Genomic DNA, 21,073 nt, shown 5'->3' with positions numbered 1-21,073 from the left:
CCGGCTCTGCACTGTCGTACCATTGCGTTTGTTCTCTTTATGTTCGCAGCGATGGCGGCTCCTGTCAACAATCCCGAACACGGTTTCTGTCGCGACTGCCTGGCCTTTCAGCGCGGCGAGACGCGCCGCTGCGAGCGCTGCGGCAGCCCGAGGCTTGCCCGCCATCCTGAACTTTACCGGCTCAACATCGCCCATATCGACTGCGACGCCTTCTACGCTGCGATCGAAAAGCGCGACAATCTGGCGCTGAAGGACAAGCCGGTGATCGTCGGCGGCGGCCGGCGCGGCGTCGTCTCCACCGCCTGCTACATCGCCCGCATCCAGGGCGTGCGCTCGGCGATGCCGATGTTCAAGGCGCTCGAGGCCTGTCCCGAAGCCGTGGTTATCCCGCCCGACATGGAAAAATATGTCCGCGTCGGCCGCGAGGTGCGCGCGCTGATGCAGGCGCTGACGCCGCTGGTCGAGCCGCTGTCGATCGACGAGGCGTTTCTCGACCTTGCCGGCACCGAGCGGCTGCACGGCATGCCGCCGGCGATGGTGCTGGCCCGTTTCGCCCTGACGGTAGAGAAGGAACTCGGCATCACCGTTTCGGCCGGCCTTTCCTACTGCAAGTTCCTGGCCAAGATCGCGTCGGACTTCCGCAAGCCGCGCGGCTTCTCCGTCATCGGCGAAGCGGAGGCGCCGACATTCCTCGCCGCACAGCCGGTGACACTGATCTGGGGCGTCGGCAAGGCGCTGGCCGCGACGCTGGAGCGCGACGGCATCCGCACCATCGCCCAGCTGCAGCGCATGGAGCGCGGCGAGCTGATGCGCCGATACGGCGTCATGGGCGACCGGCTCTACCGGCTTTCGCGCGGCGAGGACGACCGCCGCGTCGACCCCGACGGCGATGCCAAGAGCGTGTCGGCCGAAACCACTTTCGACACCGATATCGCCTCGCTGGCGGAACTGGTGCCGGTGCTGCGCGGCCTGTCGGAAAAAGTCTCGGTGCGGTTGAAAAAATCCGGCATTGCCGGGCGCACCGTGGTGCTGAAGCTCAAGACGCAGGATTTCAAGCTCCGCACCCGCAACCGCCAGCTTGGCGATCCGACACGGCTGGCCGACCGCATCTTCCAGGCCGGGCTCGACCTTCTGCGTCGCGAGGTCGACGGGACGAAGTTCCGTTTGCTCGGCATCGGCGTCAGCGACCTCTCCGACGACGGGAAGGCCGATCCGCCCGACCTGGTCGACGTCCAGTCGCGCAAGCGCGCGCTCGCCGAAACCGCGATCGATGAGCTGCGCGACAAGTTCGGCAGGAAGGCCGTCGAGACCGGCTACACTTTTGGCAAGGGCCGCAGCGCCAATCCGCCCGAGCCGCTCGAGGACTGAGACCGGCAGGCATTGGTTGCGGGCTCAGCTAGGTACGCTTGAGATCGATCCGGCTCGTCACCATGGTCTTGCCGGTTTTCGGATCGGTATCGGTCACCGTCAGCCGCATGCCGTCGCCGCTGGTCTTCTCGACGGTCAACTGCGCCTTGCGGTCACCGTTGACCTCCTTTGCCCAGCGGATGCCGAGATTGAGCGCATTGCCAGCGCGGCTTCCGTTCAACTGCGCCGGTCCCGTGCGCGAGCCGATATAGACACCGGTATAGCCGGCGCCGCTGGCCTTGAGATCGGCGCTGATCTCCCGCGTCATCAGGATGAGGCCGCGGCATTTGCCGTCGAGCGACAGCGAGGTCGAGGTGGCGCCGGATTTGAAGGTGCAGGAGATATTCATCGTCGGTGCGCTGGCGCTCACCTTGAGGGTGCCGTTGCCAGCGAAGTTGCCCTGGAACGAGCGCAGGAAATCGGCATCGTCGGCACGGGCGTCCGCCGCTGCCGTCAGGGCGAGCAGAAACAGCATCATCGATTTCATCGGAAATCTCCCCCAACTCGAAAGGCTGCGAATATGACGACTCGAACGCCTGCAACAGCTGCAGGTTCCGCCTTCAACGTGACTGTTTTTTAACGCCGCCTCCGAACGCCGCCGGGACTGGCCCAGTCGAATGCGTCGACTAGCGGTTGCGGTCGACGGTCCGGCTTGCGAAATAGCGCCGATGGCACCCGCTCCCTCGATCACCAAGGCCGCGCTCTGGATGGCGCTGTCGATCGCCTCGTTCCTGGCGATGTCGGTCGCCGGCCGCACCGCGACGGCCGCGCTCAATGTCTTCCAGGTGCTGGAGCTGCGCTCGGTGATCGGCTTCTTCATCCTGCTGCCGCTGGTGATGACGAGCGGCGGCTTCAAGGCGATGCGCACCGAGCGCCCCCTCGCCCACGTCGCCCGCAACGTCGTCCACTATGCCGGCCAGGCCGCCTGGCTCTATGCCCTGACCTTGATTCCGCTCGCCGTGCTGATCTCGATAGAGTTCACGACCCCGATCTGGACCGCGATCCTGGCGGTGAGCTTTCTTGGCGAAAGGCTGTCGCGGCCCAGGCTGACGGCGATCGTGCTGGGGCTGATCGGGGTGGTGATCATCGTGCGTCCCGGCGTCGGCTCGGTCGATCCCGGCCATCTCGTCGTGCTGGGGGCCGCGATGTGCTTCGGCGTCTCGGTGGTCATGGTCAAGTCGCTGACGCGAACCGACAGCGTCGTGCGCATCATCTTCTGGATGCTGATCATCCAGTCCGTGGTCGGCCTCGTCCCGGCGCTCTATGTCTGGCGCATGCCGGCGGTCGAGCTCTGGCCGTCGATATTCGTGGTCGCCTTTACCGGCATGTCTTCGCATTTTTGCATGGCCCGCGCGCTCAGCCACGCCGATGCGACCGTCATTTCGCCGATGGACTTCCTGCGCGTGCCGCTGTCGGCGCTGATCGGCTGGCTGCTTTACAGCGAGCAGATCGATGTCTTCACCGCCGGCGGCGCGGCGTTGATCCTGGCCGGCAATCTGCTCAATCTGCAGCGGAAGGCTCCGCAGCCTGCCGAAGTCGCCACCTCCTAGGGCGTTTCACCGTTTCACGGAACCGGTGAAACGCCCTATCTCCTTGTTCTTACGCAATTCCGGACGGAAACCCGCTCACACTTTTCCTGAAATTGCTCTAGCTATAGGTCAGTTGCCTGGTCCGATCGCTTGCGATCCGCCCGGCGGCTGACGTCGACCTCGTCGATCAATCGGCACTCAGTCATAGACGCCGTCAAATAGAAGGTCGTTGTCGCCGCCGGCCTTGAAATGTCCGGCGTACGAACCCGCCGGCAGCAGCAATGCTTCGCCCGCACCGTTTCGCAATGTTACGGTCTTTGGCCCGGTCGTAAGGTTGAATGGCGGATCAAGCACGGCGCCGTCGATTTCGACCTCGCCGCGCAAGGGCGTTCCATCGGCACTGTAGAGCGCATAGCTTCCGGCTATCGGAACCTCGAAGATCTTCCGCTCGCCGGGGTGAAGGCGAAAACCGGCGATCCTGAGGTTTGGCGCGACACGGACATAGCTGTTCACAATCAGGGGCGCGACCACCGGATAGATATAGTCCATCCTGTAGGACCACAGGATCAGCTTCGGCGGAGACTTGCCAAGGACGTTGTAGGCCGCGGAGTTCTTGCCTTCCCGCAAGGTCGCGAGCACGTAGTGTTTGTCGAGCCACAAGGTTGTCGGCTCCATCCGATTGGGCAGCATTCCTATGCCGTCGAAATACCGCTCATCCGGCGCAAGCAACGACTCTGCGCGCGCCACCAGTTCAAGTTGGGCCGCATTGTCGAAGCGCAGGTAAAGCAGATTGACAACGAAGCTGATGGCCATCGCCGTGGCGAGCGCTATCCACGCGACGCGCAGGTAACGCACGCGGGTAGCGAGGCCGTCGAGCAGCGTCAATGACCATAGCGACATGAACGGCAGCGCCATGATGAACACGTAGGGCCATGGCTGGTCGTGCGCGAAGACCAGCACCGTGACGACGACCGAGAAGATCAGCGCAATTCGCCGCCGTTCGTCGAGCTTCGTGATCTGCATCAGAGACAGAGCCATGCCGGAGAAGCAGAAGACATAGAGGACATAGTTGCGCGCGAGCGTCTGCAGCACGAAGCGCCTCAGCCCCCCGTAGTCACCGCCGCCGCGCATCGCGATCTCAAGCGGACCAAATATGAGGCTCCTGGCGATGGGAACAGGGTTCGTGCCGCCAAAGATGAAGCAATAGGCGATTATGGGAACACTCCATCCCAGCAGGAGCCATGCGCCGCGGGCGATGCCTGCCGCGTAGCGTCTCATCAAAGCCGCGTCGGCGACCAGACCAAGGCCAAGCGCAACATTGAAGTAGACTGATTTCTGCGTCGCGAGGAACGACAGGCCGCTCAATGCGCCGGCAGCCACAAGCTGCCATCCCCTCAATTCACGCGCCCGCAGGACGACCAGCAGCGCCGCCACGGCGAAGAACACAGCCAGCGGTTCGGCGATGGTGCGAAAGATGCGCTCCATGAAATTCGAGAAGCAGAGGAGCAGGAGGACGATGACCAACGCGCGGATCCGATCCTCCCCCAGCGCGCGAGCGCAAGCGTAGACGAAAGCAATGGTCGCGCATGCCAGCAGCGCGGTCTGCATACGGCCGGCAAGCAGGATGGACGTGGCGTCCCAACCGATCAGGTGCGCGATCTCGTAGAAGATCGCATAGCCGACCGCCTTGGCGTGCCAGACCGTGCCGAACATGCCGTTGGCGAAATATTTGGCCCATCCGAGTTGGACGAATTCGTCCATGACGAAGCGAGCGTTCCAAGCCAAGGTGAAGAGCAAAACGATCTTGAGCGCGATCAAGACGCTCAGAAGAATCGTTGCGGAGCGCTGCCCGAGACCGAATAGCCGGCTTGATCCGCGTGCAAGTTCTTGCTTGTCCAAGGTTCCCCCAAACCGCAGCGACTGCGCGCAGCTCTCGCTATTCGGGCCGCCGCTCCACCCGCAAACAGCGAATTTGAAGACGCCGGCTTCCAGGAAGAGGTCCATGCCGGCATTCCGGTTCAGAGCCTACCAACTCAACACTTCGCAATAGTTCGGCCAGTCCGGTACAGCCGATGCCCTCTGCGCCTTTGGGAAATAGCGTCGCGCCATGGCCGCAAAGTCCGAGCGTGAAAACAGCACGACATGCTTGTCTCCGGTAATGTGCCAGTCCGAAAGGAGCGACAGCATGGCGCGCACTCCTCCGGGCTCAATATCCTTCAGGATGATCTTCCGGCACCCCCAGCGCTCGCAGCTGTCGGCCAGCGATTTGAAGAAAGCGTCGCGCTGATCGACCGGCACATGATGGATGACGTCGCAAATCGTGACGGCATCATAGAGCCCGGTGACTTCGGTGAGGTAAGTCGCGGGCAGTAGGTCGACCTTTGCTCGATTTACATCGCTTAGGAATGTGCCGACCGAGGGTGCTGGATCGCACATCGTAACAGCGAGGTCAGGGCGTCGATTCAAGAGCCGCTCGACAAGGGCGCCGTCGCCGCCGCCGATGTCCAGGATCCTCGAGCCGTTCGGCAATTCGCCGTCGAGAAAATCCGCAATTCTGTCGAGGTTGACGAACACACGGCGATAGACATTGCCGACCGGCTTGAAATGGCGGCCGAGAACCCTGCGCGCGACCTGACCTGGTGCTGACATTCCTATTCCCCGTTTCCTATTGAATGCTGTTTCGCCGGGCGGGAGGGTGCCGTCGCCACAGGCGCGCGCCGCAGATAGAACTGCGGCAGGATGGCCCAGTGCGCCGCGACAAAATTCCACACGAACAGAGCGACGGTGGCAATCGGAGTCGCGACTGCAACATCAAGACCGAGGCCGGAACACAGAACGACCATCATGGCTGTCGAGATCGGATAGGCCGCGGCCATGCTTCCTGCAAAACGCGCGAATGCCTTCAAACGAAAAGGCTCGGCAAAGGTGAACCGGCTGTGCAACGTGTATCCGAGGGGCGACACGACCATGAATGAAACCACGGTGCCCAGCAAGTAGTGCCCTCCCGCTCGATCGACCGCAATCATGACCGCGTTGTGTGTAATGGCGCACACCAACCCCACCAGCATGTACCGCCACCCTCGTTCCAAAAGCGGCCGTTCGGGGGCAACCGCATGGCGCTCCTGCTCCACCTGCTCGCCGGAGTTCATGGCAGGGCTTGGCATTGGCGTCAGAAAGCTCCTGTCAGTTTCGCGCGAAGCCGGCACACGGCACGCTCACGCAGCCGCGAGTCGCGCAAATAGCGCCTCATTCCGATCGGCCCGAGCGACAGCACGACACCAGCCGCACGAACCAAGGCTTTCAAGTTGCCGGCCGACGCGGCGGCGAGCGACACGTTGACGCTGATCGACGCCCTGGCGGCAGGCCCTATCCTTTCACGGCTGCTCGCCGGAAGCCGGGGCAGATGGCGCTCCAGAACAATCTGCATTTGCGATCGGAACTCGCTCGCATCACGGGATCCGGTCACAGTCAGCGAACTGCCGTGAACCCGAAAGGCCGTCGTGATCTCGTCGTGATAGGTTACCGGTCCAGTACCGGCAAGCTTCGCCCATACATCCCAATCCGCCGTGTACCAGAGTTTCTCATCCACGCCCCCGCACGCCAGCCATGCGCTTCGGCGGAACACCGGAGCGGGCACAGAGACGAAATTTTGCACGAGCAGCCGTTCCAGCAGGAATTCGGCTTCGAGCACCTCGTCAGCCGGCAAAGGACAGTTCCACCGCCCCATTCGCCGGCCGTAGCGGTCGACGATAGCGGTCGGGGCGAGATGCAGCACAGCTTCGGGCGCATCCGCGATCCAGCGGCGAACAGCCTCGACGCGCCCGGGCAGCCACAGGTCGTCTGACGGGAGTATGCAGACATGATCGGCGGCCGCCAGTTCGACGCCGAAGTTGGTCTTCGTCTGCCACTGTCCGAGGTCCCTTCGCTGAAACAGCCGAAGGGGCAACCGATGGACAAATCGCTCGACGACGGCCGCGGTGGCGCTCGTCGGACTGCTGTCGATAATGATTATCTCCAGGCCGCCGGTCGGCTCGGCGGTCAGCGAGTCAAGTGTCGCGCCAATCCATGCCGCGCCTTCGTGCACCGGCATGACGACGGACAGGAATGGCTTTTCGATCACGCAGCTACCTCTTCCGCCGCCAGGCCGGTCGAACAGTCAGAACGCACGCCTGCCGTCCAGATTATCAAGCAGCAACTTGAGCACAAAGCCGGCCAGCACCATGGACATGCCGGCCACACAGGCTGTGGTGGTCACGAAGGTCAGGTGCACCGACTGCTCCATCGGGCCGCCGACGAAAATCCAATGCAGCGCCAGCAGCACGTCCGCGACAAAGCCGGCCAGCGCGAGCGCGCCACCGGAAAAGACCAGCCATTCCAACGGGCGGCCGCGCATCAGCCAGGGCACGATGTGGCCTCCGTGGACCGGGTGATAGATGGCGATCGCCACCTTGGCCAGCATGCCGAAAAGGATCGCCGAAAGGCCGATCAGCGTCGCCATCGCCGAGAGCGCGACGAAGTGGATTCCGAAATACCACCCGCCTATCCGGACCGGTCCCGCGGCGAGGGTCGCAAGGCCGACGATGCCGGCCACCAGCAAGGTCGCCCCCGGGATGAGATACATGGTGTTGGGCGCATGGGCCACGATCAGCCGCAGGTGTCGCCAGCCGTCGCGGAACGAGCGCAGATGAGGCGGCCGGCCGCGCTTGTCCGGATAGAGCTTGATCGGCACCTCGCGGATCACGAGCCCGGCGCGGTGGGCGTTGATGACCATCTCCGAAGCGAATTCCATGCCCGGCGAGCGCGCCCCCATCCTGCGGAACGCATCGCGGGTGAACCCCCGCATGCCGCAGTGAAAATCGTGCACCGGAGAATGGTGAAGCCAGCGGGCGATCGTTGAAAGCACCGGATTGCCAAGATACCGATGCAGCGCGGGCATGGCGCCGGGCTCGATACCGCCCGCGAAGCGATCACCCATCACCAGTTCGGCACCGTCCTCCAGCGCGTCGATGAAGGCGCCGAGGCTGCTCCAGTCGTAGGAATCGTCCGCATCCGCCATGACGAGGTACTTGCCTCGCGCAGCTTCAGCCGCCGCGCTGATCGCCGCGCCATATCCCTTGACCCGTTGGTGCACGACACGCGCGCCGAGGGACTCGGCAATCTCGACCGACCGATCGCTTGAGCCATTGTCGCCGACGACGACCTCACCCTCGATGCCCCGCTTTGCAAAGACGTCGAGTGCCTTGCGGATGCAGATGCCGAGCGTGCGCTCTTCGTTCAGGCAAGGGATGATGGCCGACACCAGAGGCGCCCCAGCATCATCGGCGCGCTGCCCATCGAGTTCAGTCCGGACTATCGCGAAATTCGACTTGTCGACCATCGTGCCACGCGCTCCTACCCCGATCGTCAGCCCGCTGACGACTAAGGCACACGCCCCCCAACATTCCGCAGCCTAGCGGCAACATTAGCAAGAACAAGTTAGTCAAAGATATACAGAGCCATACGCTGTAGAGCGAATGACGGAGTTTGGCGAGTATTGGGTGGCAGAGGGTGACGAGGCTTGAAGTAGCAGCGACGCCTCGCGCTCAAGCATGATCCGGAACCGAAGGTCAGCGAAGCAAAAAGTGAGGGGCGGTTTCGCTGAAGATCATGCGCGAACAAAGAGCCGAATCAGGATGGCGATTCAACGAAACGTCATCCTGATCAAAATCCAGGAAAAGGGTGCGACGATTTCCCTTCGGAATTGCCCAAAAAACAAATAGTTAGGGCGCCTACACCAGTTCCACTTCGACAACGCCCGGTACCGCGCGCATGGCCGAGGCGACTTGCGGCGAGATGCGGTAGCGATTGGGGAGCTCGATCTCGACCTCGCCCTGGCCGGCGTCCTTGATGAGCACGAAGCTCACCTGCCCTTCGCCCTTCACGGCAAGCTGGTTGGCCAGGATGTTGATCGGCTGGGCGTCGCGCACGAAGATGCGTAGCGCCTTCTGGATGCGGCTCGCCTCGTCCTCCAGCGACTGCACCGTCTGGATGCGCAGATTGATGCCCTCCGGCCGGTCTTCCGCCGAGACGGTGATCACCACGGAGCGGCCGGGCTCCAGCATGTCGCGATACTGCGCCAGTCCTTCGGAGAACAGCACCGCCTCGTACTGGCCGGTCGTGTCGGAAAACTGCACGACGCCCATCTTGTTGCCGGTACGGGTCTTCCGCTCCTGCTTGGTGGTGACGGTGCCGGCGAGCCGGCCGGCGGCGGCGCCGCGCTTCACCGCGGCCGAGAATTCCGCCCAGTTCTGCACCCGCATCTTCTGGAGCGCTGCCTTGTATTCGTCGAGCGGATGCGCCGAGAGATAGAAGCCGACCACCTGGAATTCGCGGTGCAGCCGGTCGGCGGCAAGCCATGGATCAGTTGCCGGCAGGTTGAGCGCCTGCGATTGGCTCCCAAGCGAGGCGCCAAAGATGTCGGTCTGCCCGGAGATGGCGTTCTGCTGGGCGAGCGAGGCCAGCCCCATCATTCGCTCGACGCCGGCCATCATCACGGCGCGGTCATGCCCGAAGCAGTCCAGGGCGCCGGCCATGATCAGGCTCTCGAAGACGCGCTTGCCGACGATTTTCGGATCCACCCGCTCGCAGAAATCGGCAAGGCTGCCGAAGGGTTTCTCGCCACGCATCTCGACGATGTGCTCGACCGCTGCGTCGCCGACTCCCTTGAGCGCCGCCAGGGAGTAAAAAATCTTGTTCTCGCCGACCTCGAAGGGACGGAAGCTGGTCATCACCGAGGGCGCCACCACCTCGATGCCGAGGCGCAGCGCGTCCTGGCGGAAATCGGCAAGCTTATCGGTATTGCTCATATCGAGCGTCATCGACGCCGCCAGGAACTCGACGGGGTAATGCGCCTTGAGATAGGCCGTCTGGTAGGACACGACGGCATAGGCGGCGGCATGCGACTTGTTGAAGCCGTAGTCGGCGAATTTGGCCAAGAGGTCGAAGATGAAATCGGCCTGTGGCTTGCCGACGCCGCGCTCGACCGCGCCCGTCACGAAGCGCTCGCGCTGCTTGTCCATCTCGGCGCGGATCTTCTTGCCCATGGCGCGGCGCAGGAGGTCGGCTTCGCCGAGCGAATAGCCGGAAAGCTCCTGCGCGATCTGCATCACCTGTTCCTGGTAGACGATGACGCCCTGCGTCTCCTTCACCAGATGGTCGATCTTGGGATGGATCGAGGCCATCTCCTCCTCGCCATGCTTTCTGGCGTTGTAGGTCGGGATGTTCTCCATCGGGCCGGGGCGGTAGAGAGCGACCAGCGCGATGATGTCCTCGATGCAGTCCGGCCGCATGCCGATCAGCGCTTTGCGCATGCCGGCACTTTCAACCTGGAACACGCCGACCACCTCGCCGCGCGACAGCATGGCGTAGGTATCGGGATCGTCGAGCGGGATGCGGGCTAGATCGACGTCGACGCCGCGCCGCCGGATCAGCTTCACCGCCGTTTCCAGCACCGTCAGTGTCTTCAGGCCGAGGAAGTCGAATTTTACCAGCCCCGCCTGCTCGACATATTTCATGTTGAACTGGGTGACCGGCATGTCCGAGCGCGGATCGCGGTACATCGGCACCAGTTCCGACAAAGGCCTGTCGCCGATGACGATGCCGGCGGCATGCGTCGAGGCGTGGCGATAGAGGCCTTCGAGCTTTTGCGCCGTGTCGAGCAGTGTCTGGACGATCGGCTCCTTCTCCGCCTCCTCGGCGAAGCGTGGCTCGTTGGCGATCGCATCCGCCAGCTTGACCGGATTGGCCGGGTTCTGCGGCACCATCTTGGACAGCTTGTCGACCTGGCCGTAGGGCATCTGCAGCACGCGACCGACATCGCGCAGCACGGCACGCGCCTGCAGCGTACCGAAGGTGATGATCTGGCCGACCTGGTCGCGGCCATACTTCTGCTGGACGTAGCGGATGACCTCCTCGCGCCGGTCCTGGCAGAAGTCGATGTCGAAATCCGGCATCGAGACGCGGTCCGGGTTGAGGAAGCGCTCGAACAGCAGCGAGAAGCGCAGCGGGTCGATGTCGGTGATGGTGGTGGAATAGGCGACCAGCGAGCCGGCGCCGGAACCGCGCCCCGGCCCGACCGGGATGCCTTGCGCCTTTGCCCATTTGATGAAGTCGGCGACGATCAGGAAGTAACCGGGGAACTTCATCTTCTCGATGATGCCGAGCTCGAATTCGAGCCGCTCGCGATACTGCTCGACCGTATAGCCGGGGGTTGGCCCATGCTTTGCGAGCCGCGCCTCCAGGCCTTCTCGCGCCTGGCGCGCGAGCTCGGCGGCTTCCGCCTTCTCGGCCGCGTCCTTGTCTGCGGCATCGGCTCCGGTGAAGCGCGGCAGGATCGGGCTGCGGTTCTTCGGATAGTAGGAGCAGCGCATCGCGATCTCGACCGTGTTGTCGATCGCTTCCGGCAGGTCCGAGAACAGCCGCGCCATCTCCGCCTGGCCGCGCAGGAAATTGTCCGGCGAAAGCCGCCGGCGGTTGTCGGCGGCCACCACCGAGCCTTCGGCAATCGCAATCAGCGCGTCATGCGCTTCATAGTCTTCGCGCTTGGAGAAGAAGGCCTCGTTGGTGGCGACCAGTGGCAGTTCGTGGCTGTAGGCAAGATCGACCGTCGACTTCTCGACCATGCGGTCATAGCCGGCGACCCGTTCCAGCTCGACATAGAGGCGATCTCCGAACAGGCCTTTGAGGGAGAGCAGCCGCTGCTCGGCGAGATCGCGGCGGTCAGCCTTCAGGGCGCTGCCGATCGGGCCGCGCGGGCCGCCGGTCAGGCAGATCAGCCCATCGCAAAGACCTTCAAGCATCGCGCTGGTAAGATGCACCGGCTCACCGGGCGGCGTCTGCAGATAGACCTTGCTGATCAGCCGGACCAGGTTGGCATAACCTGCCTCGCTGGCGGCGATCAGCACGATCGGCGACATCTCGGGACCGTGCCGGCGGCGGTCGCGCTGCGCGTCGCTCGCTTCGCCGGAAAAGGCGAGATCGATCTGGCAGCCGATGATCGGCTGGATGCCGTCCTTGACCGCCTTCTGGGCGAACTCGAGCGCCCCGAACAGATTGTTGGTGTCGGTCACCGCGATCGCCGGCGCCTCGTCCTTGACAGCGTGCCCGACGATGGCGCCGAGCTGCAGGGCGCCCTCGAGCAGCGAATAGGCCGAATGCACGCGCAGATGGATGAAGGTCCGCGCCGACGCTTCCGGCCGCGCGGCCTTCACGGCTGCTTCGCGCTGCAACGGGTCGCGTGGAAGTCGTTCATCCGCCATGTTTTTTCGCGCTACCCCAAGGACTCATCTGTGCTGATGTATTGTCCCGGACGGAGCGATGCCAGTCCAGTACATTCGATCGCGGACCACAGGCTTCCGTCCCCTACGCCGCCTCAGGCGAATTCCATGATCACCGCGTCGACCGCCAGGCTGTCGCCGGGTTTGGCGTTGAGCTTGGCCACGGTGAGGTCGCGCTCCGCGCGCAGCACGTTTTCCATCTTCATGGCCTCGACCACGGCCAGCGTCTCACCGGCCTTGACCTCCTGTCCTTCGGCGACGGCGATCGACACGACAAGGCCGGGCATCGGGCAGAGCAGCATTTTGGAGGTGTCCGGCGGCAGCTTTTCCGGCATCAGCCTTTCAAGCTCCGCCGTGCGCGGCAGCATGGCTTGAGCCGTCACCGACATGCCTTTCCAGGCGATGCGAAGACCGTTCGGCACCGGGCGGATCTGTGCAGCGATCCGGTTGCCGCCGATCGTGCCGTGCCAGATCGCGTCGCCTGGCCGCCAGTCCGAGGCCACCGTCAGCGGCCTGCCGCCATCGATCGACAGATCGACCTCCATCGGGATCGAAACCATGCCGTCGATGATGCTGACGCCAAGGTAGTCCGCGTCGATCTTCACCACCCAGTCGCGCTTGAGATGGCCGGAATGCGGCGCCAGCCGTCCGCTGAGGCGGTCGAGCCGGTCCCGGCGCAGCAGTTCGATCGCGGCGGCGATCGCGGCGAGCACCGCCCTCTCCCCGCTATCCGGTTCGACCGGCGCGAAGCCGTGCGGGTATTCCTCGGCGATGAAGCCGGTCGAAAGCCGCCCCTCGCGCCAGCGCGGATGCTGCATCAGCGCAGCGAGAAACGGGATGTTGTGCTCGATGCCGTCGACGACAAAACTGTCCAGCGCTTCGGACATCGCGTCGATGGCCTCCAGTCGCGTCGGCGCCCAGGTGCAGAGCTTTGCCACCATCGGATCGTAGAACATCGATATTTCGGAGCCTTCGGTGACGCCGGTGTCGTTGCGGATCACGACATCGCCGAACCTCCCCTCCTCAGGCGGCCGGTAACGCGTCAGCCGGCCGATCGACGGCAGGAAATTGCGGAAAGGGTCTTCGGCATAGAGGCGGCTTTCCACCGCCCAGCCGCTGAGCTTTACGTCGCTCTGCTTGATGCCGAGCTTTTCGCCGGCGGCAATGCGGATCATCTGCTCGACCAGGTCGATGCCGGTGACGAGCTCGGTCACCGGATGCTCGACCTGCAATCTTGTATTCATTTCAAGGAAATAGAAGTTCTTGTCCTTGTCGACGATGAACTCGACCGTGCCGGCGCTCTGGTAGTCGACGGCTTTTGCCAGCGCCACCGCCTGCTCGCCCATGGCCTTGCGCGTCTTGGCGTCGAGGAATGGCGACGGCGCCTCCTCGACCACCTTCTGGTTGCGGCGCTGGATCGAGCATTCGCGCTCGCCGAGATAGAGCGCATTGCCATGCGCGTCGGCCAGTACCTGGATCTCGATATGGCGCGGATCGACGACGAATTTCTCGATGAAGACGCGGTCGTCGCCGAAGGAGCTTATGGCTTCCGAGCGCGCGCGCTCGAAACCGTCGCGCACTTCCGCCTTGCTCCAGGCGATGCGCATGCCCTTGCCGCCGCCGCCGGCCGAGGCCTTGATCATCACCGGATAGCCGATCTCGCCGGCGATTCTTTCGGCATGGTCGGCGTTCTCGATGACGCCCAGCCAGCCCGGCACGGTCGAGACCTTGGCCTGGCTGGCGAACTTCTTCGATTCGATCTTGTCGCCCATGGCGCGGATCGCCCTGGGCTTCGGTCCGATGAAGGCGATGCCTTCCTTCTCCAGCGCCTCGCAGAAGGAGGCGCGCTCGGACAGGAAGCCATAGCCCGGATGCACCGCCTCGGCGTCGGTCTCCTTGCAGGCGGCGATGATCTTCTCTGCGACGAGATAGCTCTGCGCGGCGGGCGACGGGCCGATATGCACGGCCTCGTCGGCCATATCGACATGCACGGCGTCGCGATCGGCGTCCGAATAGACCGCGACCGTGGCGATCCCCATCTTGCGCGCCGTCTTGATCACGCGACACGCGATCTCGCCGCGATTGGCGATCAGGATCTTCTTGAACATTCGGATGTCGTCCTCCGGCGAAGTGGTCCAGTTCTATGGACAATCCCGCCACGTCTCAAGTGGTCGGCGGCGCACTCCCGCGCCGCATCGATTGCGAATACCGCGCCGAAAAACGTCGCAAGGGAAGTTGGCCGCCACAAAGGAAATCTATAGAGTGGCGTGTGGGCTCACTGCGGAGGGCTGGCGGGCATTCGCCGCGCCGGGCAGGCTCGACAAGCCGGCCACATCAGAGATTTGTTGATTGCATTGGGAGGAACTGCCTCATGAAAACGCGCGCCGCTGTCGCCGTCGCCGCCGGAAAGCCGCTGGAAATCATGGAGGTGGATCTCGAGGGCCCGCGCGAGGGCGAGGTCCTGGTCGAGGTCAAGGCGACCGGCATCTGCCACACCGATGAGTTCACGCTGTCGGGCGCCGATCCGGAAGGCATCTTTCCGGCCATCCTCGGCCATGAGGGCGCCGGCATCGTCGTCGATGTCGGCAAGGGCGTCACCTCGGTCAGGAAAGGCGACCACGTCATCCCGCTCTACACGCCCGAATGCCGGCAGTGCCCGTCCTGCCTGTCGAGGAAGACCAACCTGTGCACCGCCATCCGCGCCACGCAGGGTCAAGGCCTGATGCCCGACGGCACCTCGCGCTTCTCGGTCGGCGGCGAAAAGCTGTTCCACTATATGGGCTGCTCGACCTTCTCCAACTTCACCGTGCTGCCGGAGATCGCGGTGGCCACGGTCAATCCCGACGCCCCCTTCGACAAGATCTGCTACATCGGCTGCGGCGTGACCACCGGCATCGGCGCGGTCATCAACACCGCCAAGGTCGAGCAGGGTGCCACCGCCGTCGTCTTTGGCCTCGGCGGCATCGGCCTGAACGTCATCCAGGGCCTTCGCCTTGCCGGCGCCGACATGATCATCGGCGTCGACGTCAACAACGACAAGAAGCCCTGGGGCGAGAAGTTCGGCATGACGCATTTCGTCAATCCGAAGGAGATCGACGGCGACATCGTGCCGTACCTGGTCAACATGACCAAGCGCGGGGCCGACCAGATCGGCGGCGCCGACTACACCTTCGATTGCACCGGCAACACCAAGGTGATGCGACAGGCGCTGGAAGCCTCGCATCGCGGCTGGGGCAAGTCGGTCATCATCGGCGTCGCCGGCGCCGGCCAGGAGATTGCGACGCGGCCGTTCCAGCTGGTGACCGGCCGCACCTGGATGGGCACTGCCTTCGGCGGCGCGCGCGGCCGCACCGACGTGCCGAAGATCGTCGACTGGTACATGGAGAAGAAGATCCAGATCGACCCGATGATCACCCATACGCTGAAGCTCGAGGACATCAACAAGGGCTTCGACCTCATGCATGAGGGCAAGTCGATCCGGAGTGTCGTGGTTTACTGAAGCAATACCACCGGGCCGCGGGCCGGAGGGCCCCGACCTTTGTGGTCAACATGGGAGGAAGTACGAATGGCGGAAAAACTGCATCCGAAGATCGACAACGGCCTGCCCAAGGAAAGCGCGAGCTTTTCCGGCGGCACGCTGGTCTGCGCCTGCACCAGCAATCCGGTGAAGGTGAAGGTCAAGGGCCAGATCGCCCACAACCACGCCTGTGGCTGCACCAAATGCTGGAAGCCGGACGGCGCGGTGTTCTCGGTGGTTGCCGTTGCCGGCACCGGCGACGTCACCGTCACCGAGAATGGCGACAAGCTGAAGGTGGTCGACCCGGCGGCGCTGATCCAGCGCCATGCCTGCACAAGCTGCGGCGTGCACATGCACGGCCCGGTCGAGCGCGACCATCCCTTCAAGGGCCTGACCTTCCTTCACCCCGAGCGCTTCGAGGAGGACGGCTGGTCGCCGCCGGGCTTCGCCGCTTTTGTCTCCTCGATCATCGAATCCGGCGTTGACCCAAGTCGCATGGACGGCATCCGCGCCCAGCTGAAGTCGATCGGGCTCGAGCCCTATGACTGCCTCAATCCCGGCCTGATGGACTACATCGCCACCTGGACGGCCAAGAAGTCCGGCGCCCTGGCGGCCTGACGCGGCGGAACCAGCTCTGCCCTGAGTGAAATACCTTATGGAGCGTGCCGACGGGCGATCGGATGATCGCCCGCGGCTTCCCGTCCCGAGACGGCAACCGGAGGGTTCATGCAGGCGCTCTTGATTGCGACGGCGGTGCTCGTCGTCGGGCTCGTATTGGCTTATGGCATCAAGCGCTTTTCACTGGGCGACAGCGTGACGCTGATCGCCCTGATGATCATTCCGCTGCTCGCCTATGGGGTGGTTTCCGGCGATATCAGTGAGTTCACCGCGCCCGGCGGCTGGGGCGCCAAATTCCGCGAGGAGGCCAAGAAGACGATCGACCCGGTTCCGATCAGCTCCTCCATCGTGGAAGGCGAATTCGTCGCCAAGGGCGACTTTGTCCAACTTGAAAACGTCGACCGCAATTTGGCGCCGGGAGAGCCGGTGAGCATGACCTTGCAACTCGGCCGCGGCGACTACTACCAGGCGCCGGTCATCGCCGAGTACATCAGGGTTCTGTCGCAGCATGATCCCGACATGTCGGTAGTGGTCATCGACCCTGCCGGCAAGTATGTCGCCTCAGCCAAGGGCAGCGTCGTGCTGGCGCAGTTGACCGACACCAGGAACCCCGACCAGACCTACCAGCTGATGGACGCGCTGCGTGGGTCGAACCCGTCGGCGATCCTGAAGATCGGCGGGTTCTCCGACAAATCCATCGCCGACACCGCCAGCAACGTCGAAGCCTTGCGGAAAATGCAAAGCGAGAATACAGCCCGCTTGGTGGCGGTTACGCCGGCCAGGGCGCCCGAGGGCGTCGTGCTGCGCGACATGATCGTCACCCGGTTGCTGGTTGAACTGGCGCCGGCAGACAAATAGCCGCCAGGAGCAGCCGATCGCCCGGGAAATCATGATCTATGTCGACGCCGACGCCTGCCCGGTCAAAGCCGAGGTCGAAAAGGTGGCGGAACGCCATGGCGTCGCCGTCACCTATGTCTCCAATGGCGGGCTGCGGCCCTCGCGCGACCCGATGATCCGCAATGTCGTCGTCTCCAAGGGCGCGGATGCCGCGGACGACTGGATCGTCGAGAATGCCAGAGCGAACGACGTCGTGGTGACGGCCGACATCCCGCTTGCCGCGCGCACGGTGGCGCTCGGCGCGCATGTGCTGGGACCCACAGGCCGCCCCTTCACGCGGGAGACCATCGGCATGGCGGTGGCGATGCGCGATCTGAAGCAACACCTGCGCGAAACCGGCGAAAGCCGGGGCTTCAATGCCGCTTTCACACAGAAGGACAGGTCGAACTTCCTCGGCGAGCTCGACCGCATCTTGCGGCGGGCGCTCAAATCCGTCACACCCGACTGATCCAAACGCCTGTCAGAGGCCGGCCATGGGTGACGATACATCCGTCGACACGCCGATGCATCGGCACATGCAGTTCGCCCTGGCCGCAGCCATTGGCATCGTCGCGCTGCTTCTTGCGCTGCTCTTGCGAGCGCCGCTTCCCTACTCGATCGGCGCCAACGTGTTCTTCGCGACCTTCATCATTCTGGTCCTGGCCTTGATGCCAAGGCTTACCGGCCGCTACCTCAGCAAGAATGCGCGCGCCACCGACCTGCCGGTTTTGCTGATCTTCGCCGTTACCCTTTTCGTGGTCGGCGTCGCCATCGGCTCGCTGTTCCAGCTCATCAACCAGAAGAGCAGCGCGCATTCGCTGGAGATTCTGTTCGCAATGCTGTCGATCCCGCTTGGCTGGTTCACCATCCATGCCATGGCGGCGCTGCATTATGCGCATGTCTACTGGATGGATGGCATCGAGATCGACGAGAAAACCAACAACAAGATGCCGGTTGGTGGCCTTGATTTTCCCGGCGACAAAAGACCGGAAGGCTGGGACTTCCTCTATTTCGCGACGGTCATCGGCATGACCGCGCAGACGGCTGATACCGCAATCACCACCTCGCGCATGCGCCAGGTCGTGCTCGTCCATTCGATCCTGACCTTCTTCTTCAACACGGCGATCGTTGCCGCCGCGGTCAACCTCGCGGTCAGCCTGGGCGCCCCGTAATAAATCCGTGATCGGGTGAAACATCACCTTGCGCAGCGACGTATTAGGGGAAAGACAATGATCTGAAAGAGCCGTGTCGGGTGGCGCGGCCGGAGGATGGAATGGATTCTGCTGCCACAAGCCCAACCGCCGAAGCGGATACCGAGGACGCAACACTGATTCACCGGCAGTCGCGCTGGACGCGCCTCACCCACTGGATATGGGCCTTCTCGCTGTTCTTCATGCTGCTTTCGGGCCTGCAGATCTTCAACGCGCGTCCGCAGCTTTATATCGGCAAGGAATCTGGTTTCGCCTACAACAACACGATCCTCCAGATCGGTGCCGAGAACACCGACAACGGCCCGCGCGGCTTCACCGAAATCTTCGGCCATCGATTCGATACCACCGGCGTGCTCGGCTGGTCCGGTCCTGCCGGACAGGAGACGCCGCGCGCCTTCCCGGCCTGGGCGACCATCCCCTCCTATTACGACCTCGGCACAGCGCGCGTCGTGCACTTCTTCTTCGCCTGGGTGCTTTCGGCCACCTTGCTGGTCTGGCTGATCGCAGGCCTCGTCAACGGCCATATCCGTCGCGACCTGGCGCCGCGTGTCGAGGATCTGCGCAAGCTGCCGCGCGACATCATCGACCACGCGAAGCTGAAATTCCACCACACCCGCGAATACAACACGCTGCAGAAAATGGCCTATGGCGGCGTGCTCTTCGTGCTGTTGCCGCTGATGATCATCACCGGGCTTGCGATGTCGCCGAGCATGAATTCGGTGCTTCCCTGGCTCAATGAAGTCCTGGGCGGCCGGCAGACGGCGCGCACCATCCACTTCTCCGTCATGGTCCTGCTCGTCCTGTTCTTCATCATCCACATGCTGATGATCGTGGCAGCCGGTCCGATCAACGAGCTGCGCTCGATCATCACCGGCTGGTACCGCACCGACCCGCCCGCGAAGCACGACGAGCCGGCCGAGAGGAGCGCCTGACATGGCAAAATTCCAGATAAATCGCCGGAAGTTTCTGACCGCGGCCAGCCTGGGCCTGTCCGGCATCGCGCTGTCCGGCTGCGATGCCTTCGACGGTGGCCTCGGCATCGGTGGCGGATTGCGCAGCTTCCTCGAAAACGCCAACGGCCTGACCTGGCGCGCGCAACGCCTGCTTGCCGGCCGGGACGCGCTGGCGCCGGAATTCACCGAGGCCGACATCCGCCAGCCGCAGCGGCCGAACGGCGTCACCGCGCCCGACGACGATACCTACAAGGGTCTGCTCGCCAACAATTTCGCCGATTGGCGCCTGGAGGTCACCGGCCTTGTCGAAAAACCGCTGTCGCTCACGCGCGAACAGCTCCAGAACATGCCGAGCCGCACTCAGATCACGCGCCACGACTGCGTCGAAGGCTGGAGCTGCATCACCAAATGGACCGGCACGCCGCTCGCGCTGGTGCTCGACCAGGCCGTCGTCAAGCCGCAGGCGCGTTACGTCATGTTCCACTGCCTGGACACGATCGAGCAAAGCCTGTCGGGCGACATCAAATATTACGGCACCATCGACCTGATCGATGCCCGCCACCCGCAGACGATCCTCGCCTATGGTGTGAACGGCAAGCCCCTGCCGGTCGAGAACGGCGCGCCGCTGCGCGTGCGCGTCGAGCGTCAGCTCGGCTACAAGATGCCCAAATACCTCTACAAGATCGAGCTGGTCGACAGTTTTGCCAATGTCGGCGGTGGCCGCGGCGGCTATTGGGAGGACAATGGCTACGATTGGTATGGCGGAATCTGAGGTCCCTCGCCTGCTGGCCGAGCACGATCGTCCGTCAGCCGAATTCGACGCCATCGAGGAACAGCTCAACAGAGACAACCGGCGCCTCATACGCCGCGGTGACGACCGGGGTCTCGTCTTTACGCTGCGGGGCGAAACCGGACGCGCAGTCGGCCTCGCCGCCGGTTATTCCTGGGCGGGGATCGCCGAGCTCAAATTGATGTGGGTCGATGACGCCTGTCGAGGGCTGGGCTACGGCAAGAACCTGCTCGATGCCTTCGTCGCCGAGGCTGCCGGCCGAGGGGTACGGCGTATCTGGGTTTCGACGCATGATTTTCAGGCGCCGGGCTTCTATGAAAAGGCTGGCTTCGAGCGCATGACCGAATTCGCCGGATGGCCTGAAGGCCATTCCAACATCATCCTTTGCAAGACGATGGCAGCGGAAGGTTAGGCCACCTTATCCAGCAGCGGCTTGAGCGCCGGATGGATTTCCGGTGACGCATGCTTGATCAATGTCAGCAGCGCGCGCTCGTTGTCGCGCAGCGGCCGCTGGCCGCCACCAATGCGCTCGGCGAGCCACTTGGCCTCGCCGGCGTCGATCGTCTCGGCGCGGCGCGCGAGCGCCTCGGCCGCCAGGTTCCTGGCCTCCCAGTCGGCCTCGATGTCGGCGGGCGAGTGGTAGGCTCCAAGGATGCCGGCCAGCCGGCCCGACACCATGCGGCTGAAGAAGCCGCCGATCTCCGGATCGGCATGCTCGAGGAAGGTCTCGTGGCGCAGCGCCGCCTCGCGCGTCGGCGGCTCGTAGCCGGCCGAGCACATGACATCCCTGCCCTTCGCCTGTTGCCGGCGAATTCGATGCGTCGTTTCGAGAGGCATACCAGAAGTGTCTTGAGAAAC

At 63.7% G+C, this 21,073-nt stretch carries 18 protein-coding genes and 1 pseudogene; 10 read left to right on the top strand and 9 right to left on the bottom strand.

The features are described 5' to 3' along the window. Positions 1 to 39 precede the first annotated feature (39 nt). Positions 40 to 1,368: a DNA polymerase IV gene (locus EN874_RS01400; protein ID WP_127428183.1), complete on the top strand. Its 1,329-nt coding sequence runs from the start codon at positions 40 to 42 to the stop codon at positions 1,366 to 1,368. Positions 1,369 to 1,396: 28 nt separating this feature from the next. On the opposite strand, the gene EN874_RS01395 is transcribed toward EN874_RS01400, so the two are convergent. Then, the gene (locus EN874_RS01395) at positions 1,397 to 1,894 is read right to left on the bottom strand and encodes a hypothetical protein (RefSeq protein ID WP_127428182.1); all 498 of its coding nucleotides are present in this window, start codon (positions 1,892 to 1,894) and stop codon (positions 1,397 to 1,399) included. Between the two features lie 181 nt (positions 1,895 to 2,075). On the opposite strand from EN874_RS01395, the gene EN874_RS01390 reads away from it, so the two are divergent. Then, a complete protein-coding gene (locus EN874_RS01390) occupies positions 2,076 to 2,957 on the top strand; it encodes a DMT family transporter (RefSeq protein WP_127428181.1) in 882 nt (293 codons plus the stop codon). 177 nt (positions 2,958 to 3,134) lie between these two features. Here the strand turns inward: EN874_RS01390 and EN874_RS01385 are convergent, their stop codons facing one another. The 7 genes from EN874_RS01385 to EN874_RS01355 all read right to left on the bottom strand — a co-directional run bounded on the left by EN874_RS01385 (position 3,135) and on the right by EN874_RS01355 (position 14,358). After that, a complete protein-coding gene (locus EN874_RS01385) occupies positions 3,135 to 4,544 on the bottom strand; it encodes a hypothetical protein (RefSeq protein WP_128261483.1) in 1,410 nt (469 codons plus the stop codon). Positions 4,545 to 4,961: 417 nt separating this feature from the next. Then, complete coding sequence (locus EN874_RS01380; protein WP_127428179.1) at positions 4,962 to 5,585, bottom strand: class I SAM-dependent methyltransferase; 624 nt, start codon at positions 5,583 to 5,585, stop codon at positions 4,962 to 4,964. A 2-nt stretch (positions 5,586 to 5,587) separates the two neighbouring features. Next, positions 5,588 to 6,085, bottom strand: a complete 498-nt coding sequence (locus tag EN874_RS01375; RefSeq protein ID WP_168247336.1) for a GtrA family protein — start codon at positions 6,083 to 6,085, stop codon at positions 5,588 to 5,590. 20 nt (positions 6,086 to 6,105) lie between these two features. Then, positions 6,106 to 7,056 carry a glycosyltransferase gene (locus EN874_RS01370; protein WP_245513406.1) on the bottom strand — a complete coding sequence of 317 codons (951 nt, stop codon included), beginning with the start codon at positions 7,054 to 7,056 and terminating at the stop codon, positions 6,106 to 6,108. Between the two features lie 36 nt (positions 7,057 to 7,092). Next, positions 7,093 to 8,313: a glycosyltransferase family 2 protein gene (locus tag EN874_RS01365; protein WP_127428177.1), complete on the bottom strand. Its 1,221-nt coding sequence runs from the start codon at positions 8,311 to 8,313 to the stop codon at positions 7,093 to 7,095. 391 nt (positions 8,314 to 8,704) lie between these two features. Beyond that, on the bottom strand, positions 8,705 to 12,232 hold the full coding sequence (gene dnaE / locus EN874_RS01360) for a DNA polymerase III subunit alpha (RefSeq protein ID WP_127428176.1): 3,528 nt from the start codon (positions 12,230 to 12,232) through the stop codon (positions 8,705 to 8,707). Positions 12,233 to 12,345: 113 nt separating this feature from the next. Next, the gene (locus tag EN874_RS01355) at positions 12,346 to 14,358 is read right to left on the bottom strand and encodes an acetyl/propionyl/methylcrotonyl-CoA carboxylase subunit alpha (protein ID WP_127428175.1); all 2,013 of its coding nucleotides are present in this window, start codon (positions 14,356 to 14,358) and stop codon (positions 12,346 to 12,348) included. A gap of 263 nt (positions 14,359 to 14,621) precedes the next feature. Here EN874_RS01355 and EN874_RS01350 point away from each other — a divergent pair, with 263 nt between their 5' ends. The 8 genes from EN874_RS01350 (at position 14,622) to EN874_RS01315 (ending at position 20,627) form a co-directional block, all read left to right on the top strand. Further along, complete coding sequence (locus tag EN874_RS01350) at positions 14,622 to 15,749, top strand: S-(hydroxymethyl)glutathione dehydrogenase/class III alcohol dehydrogenase (protein ID WP_127428174.1); 1,128 nt, start codon at positions 14,622 to 14,624, stop codon at positions 15,747 to 15,749. A gap of 66 nt (positions 15,750 to 15,815) precedes the next feature. Then, positions 15,816 to 16,385, top strand: coding sequence for an S-(hydroxymethyl)glutathione synthase (gene gfa, locus EN874_RS01345; protein ID WP_127428173.1), 570 nt, complete (start codon positions 15,816 to 15,818; stop codon positions 16,383 to 16,385). A gap of 108 nt (positions 16,386 to 16,493) precedes the next feature. Continuing rightward, entirely contained in the window at positions 16,494 to 17,243 is a 750-nt protein-coding gene (locus EN874_RS01340; protein WP_127428172.1) for a hypothetical protein, read from the top strand. Between the two features lie 31 nt (positions 17,244 to 17,274). Then, entirely contained in the window at positions 17,275 to 17,730 is a 456-nt protein-coding gene (locus EN874_RS01335) for a YaiI/YqxD family protein (RefSeq protein ID WP_126088877.1), read from the top strand. Between the two features lie 25 nt (positions 17,731 to 17,755). Beyond that, a complete protein-coding gene (locus tag EN874_RS01330) occupies positions 17,756 to 18,433 on the top strand; it encodes a DUF1345 domain-containing protein (RefSeq protein WP_127428171.1) in 678 nt (225 codons plus the stop codon). Between the two features lie 101 nt (positions 18,434 to 18,534). Beyond that, positions 18,535 to 19,404: a cytochrome b/b6 domain-containing protein gene (locus EN874_RS01325; RefSeq protein WP_127428170.1), complete on the top strand. Its 870-nt coding sequence runs from the start codon at positions 18,535 to 18,537 to the stop codon at positions 19,402 to 19,404. Position 19,405: 1 nt separating this feature from the next. Next, positions 19,406 to 20,197: a molybdopterin-binding protein gene (locus EN874_RS01320; protein WP_127428169.1), complete on the top strand. Its 792-nt coding sequence runs from the start codon at positions 19,406 to 19,408 to the stop codon at positions 20,195 to 20,197. Then, the gene (locus tag EN874_RS01315; protein WP_127428237.1) at positions 20,184 to 20,627 is read left to right on the top strand and encodes a GNAT family N-acetyltransferase; all 444 of its coding nucleotides are present in this window, start codon (positions 20,184 to 20,186) and stop codon (positions 20,625 to 20,627) included. The genes EN874_RS01320 and EN874_RS01315 overlap by 14 nt, the downstream gene beginning before the upstream one ends. On the opposite strand, the pseudogene EN874_RS01310 reads toward EN874_RS01315, so the two are convergent. Then, positions 20,624 to 20,998 (bottom strand): annotated as a pseudogene (locus EN874_RS01310) (hypothetical protein); the annotation flags it as partial. The gene EN874_RS01315 and the pseudogene EN874_RS01310 overlap by 4 nt on opposite strands. Positions 20,999 to 21,073: the final 75 nt, after the last annotated feature.

The organism is Mesorhizobium sp. M1D.F.Ca.ET.231.01.1.1, from assembly GCF_003999155.2.
In the GTDB taxonomy this organism is placed as follows: domain Bacteria; phylum Pseudomonadota; class Alphaproteobacteria; order Rhizobiales; family Rhizobiaceae; genus Mesorhizobium.
Note: the sequence above shows the minus strand (reverse complement) of the source record. Positions and strands in the feature narration are given on the sequence as shown.

What these genes read in the sequence shown, in the direction of transcription:
- EN874_RS01325 (WP_127428170.1), top strand. Translation starts at nt 18,535, where the DNA reads ATGGATTCTGCTGCCACAAGCCCAACCGCCGAAGCGGATACCGAGGAC.
- EN874_RS01320 (WP_127428169.1), top strand. Translation starts at nt 19,406, where the DNA reads ATGGCAAAATTCCAGATAAATCGCCGGAAGTTTCTGACCGCGGCCAGC.
- EN874_RS01350 (WP_127428174.1), top strand. Translation starts at nt 14,622, where the DNA reads ATGAAAACGCGCGCCGCTGTCGCCGTCGCCGCCGGAAAGCCGCTGGAA.
- EN874_RS01395 (WP_127428182.1), bottom strand. Translation starts at nt 1,894, where the DNA reads ATGAAATCGATGATGCTGTTTCTGCTCGCCCTGACGGCAGCGGCGGAC.
- EN874_RS01365 (WP_127428177.1), bottom strand. Translation starts at nt 8,313, where the DNA reads ATGGTCGACAAGTCGAATTTCGCGATAGTCCGGACTGAACTCGATGGG.
- dnaE (WP_127428176.1), bottom strand. Translation starts at nt 12,232, where the DNA reads ATGGCGGATGAACGACTTCCACGCGACCCGTTGCAGCGCGAAGCAGCC.
- EN874_RS01390 (WP_127428181.1), top strand. Translation starts at nt 2,076, where the DNA reads ATGGCACCCGCTCCCTCGATCACCAAGGCCGCGCTCTGGATGGCGCTG.
- gfa (WP_127428173.1), top strand. Translation starts at nt 15,816, where the DNA reads ATGGCGGAAAAACTGCATCCGAAGATCGACAACGGCCTGCCCAAGGAA.
- EN874_RS01335 (WP_126088877.1), top strand. Translation starts at nt 17,275, where the DNA reads ATGATCTATGTCGACGCCGACGCCTGCCCGGTCAAAGCCGAGGTCGAA.
- EN874_RS01375 (WP_168247336.1), bottom strand. Translation starts at nt 6,085, where the DNA reads ATGAACTCCGGCGAGCAGGTGGAGCAGGAGCGCCATGCGGTTGCCCCC.
- EN874_RS01380 (WP_127428179.1), bottom strand. Translation starts at nt 5,585, where the DNA reads ATGTCAGCACCAGGTCAGGTCGCGCGCAGGGTTCTCGGCCGCCATTTC.
- EN874_RS01340 (WP_127428172.1), top strand. Translation starts at nt 16,494, where the DNA reads ATGCAGGCGCTCTTGATTGCGACGGCGGTGCTCGTCGTCGGGCTCGTA.
- EN874_RS01355 (WP_127428175.1), bottom strand. Translation starts at nt 14,358, where the DNA reads ATGTTCAAGAAGATCCTGATCGCCAATCGCGGCGAGATCGCGTGTCGC.
- EN874_RS01400 (WP_127428183.1), top strand. Translation starts at nt 40, where the DNA reads ATGTTCGCAGCGATGGCGGCTCCTGTCAACAATCCCGAACACGGTTTC.
- EN874_RS01315 (WP_127428237.1), top strand. Translation starts at nt 20,184, where the DNA reads ATGGCGGAATCTGAGGTCCCTCGCCTGCTGGCCGAGCACGATCGTCCG.
- EN874_RS01330 (WP_127428171.1), top strand. Translation starts at nt 17,756, where the DNA reads ATGGGTGACGATACATCCGTCGACACGCCGATGCATCGGCACATGCAG.
- EN874_RS01385 (WP_128261483.1), bottom strand. Translation starts at nt 4,544, where the DNA reads ATGCAGACCGCGCTGCTGGCATGCGCGACCATTGCTTTCGTCTACGCT.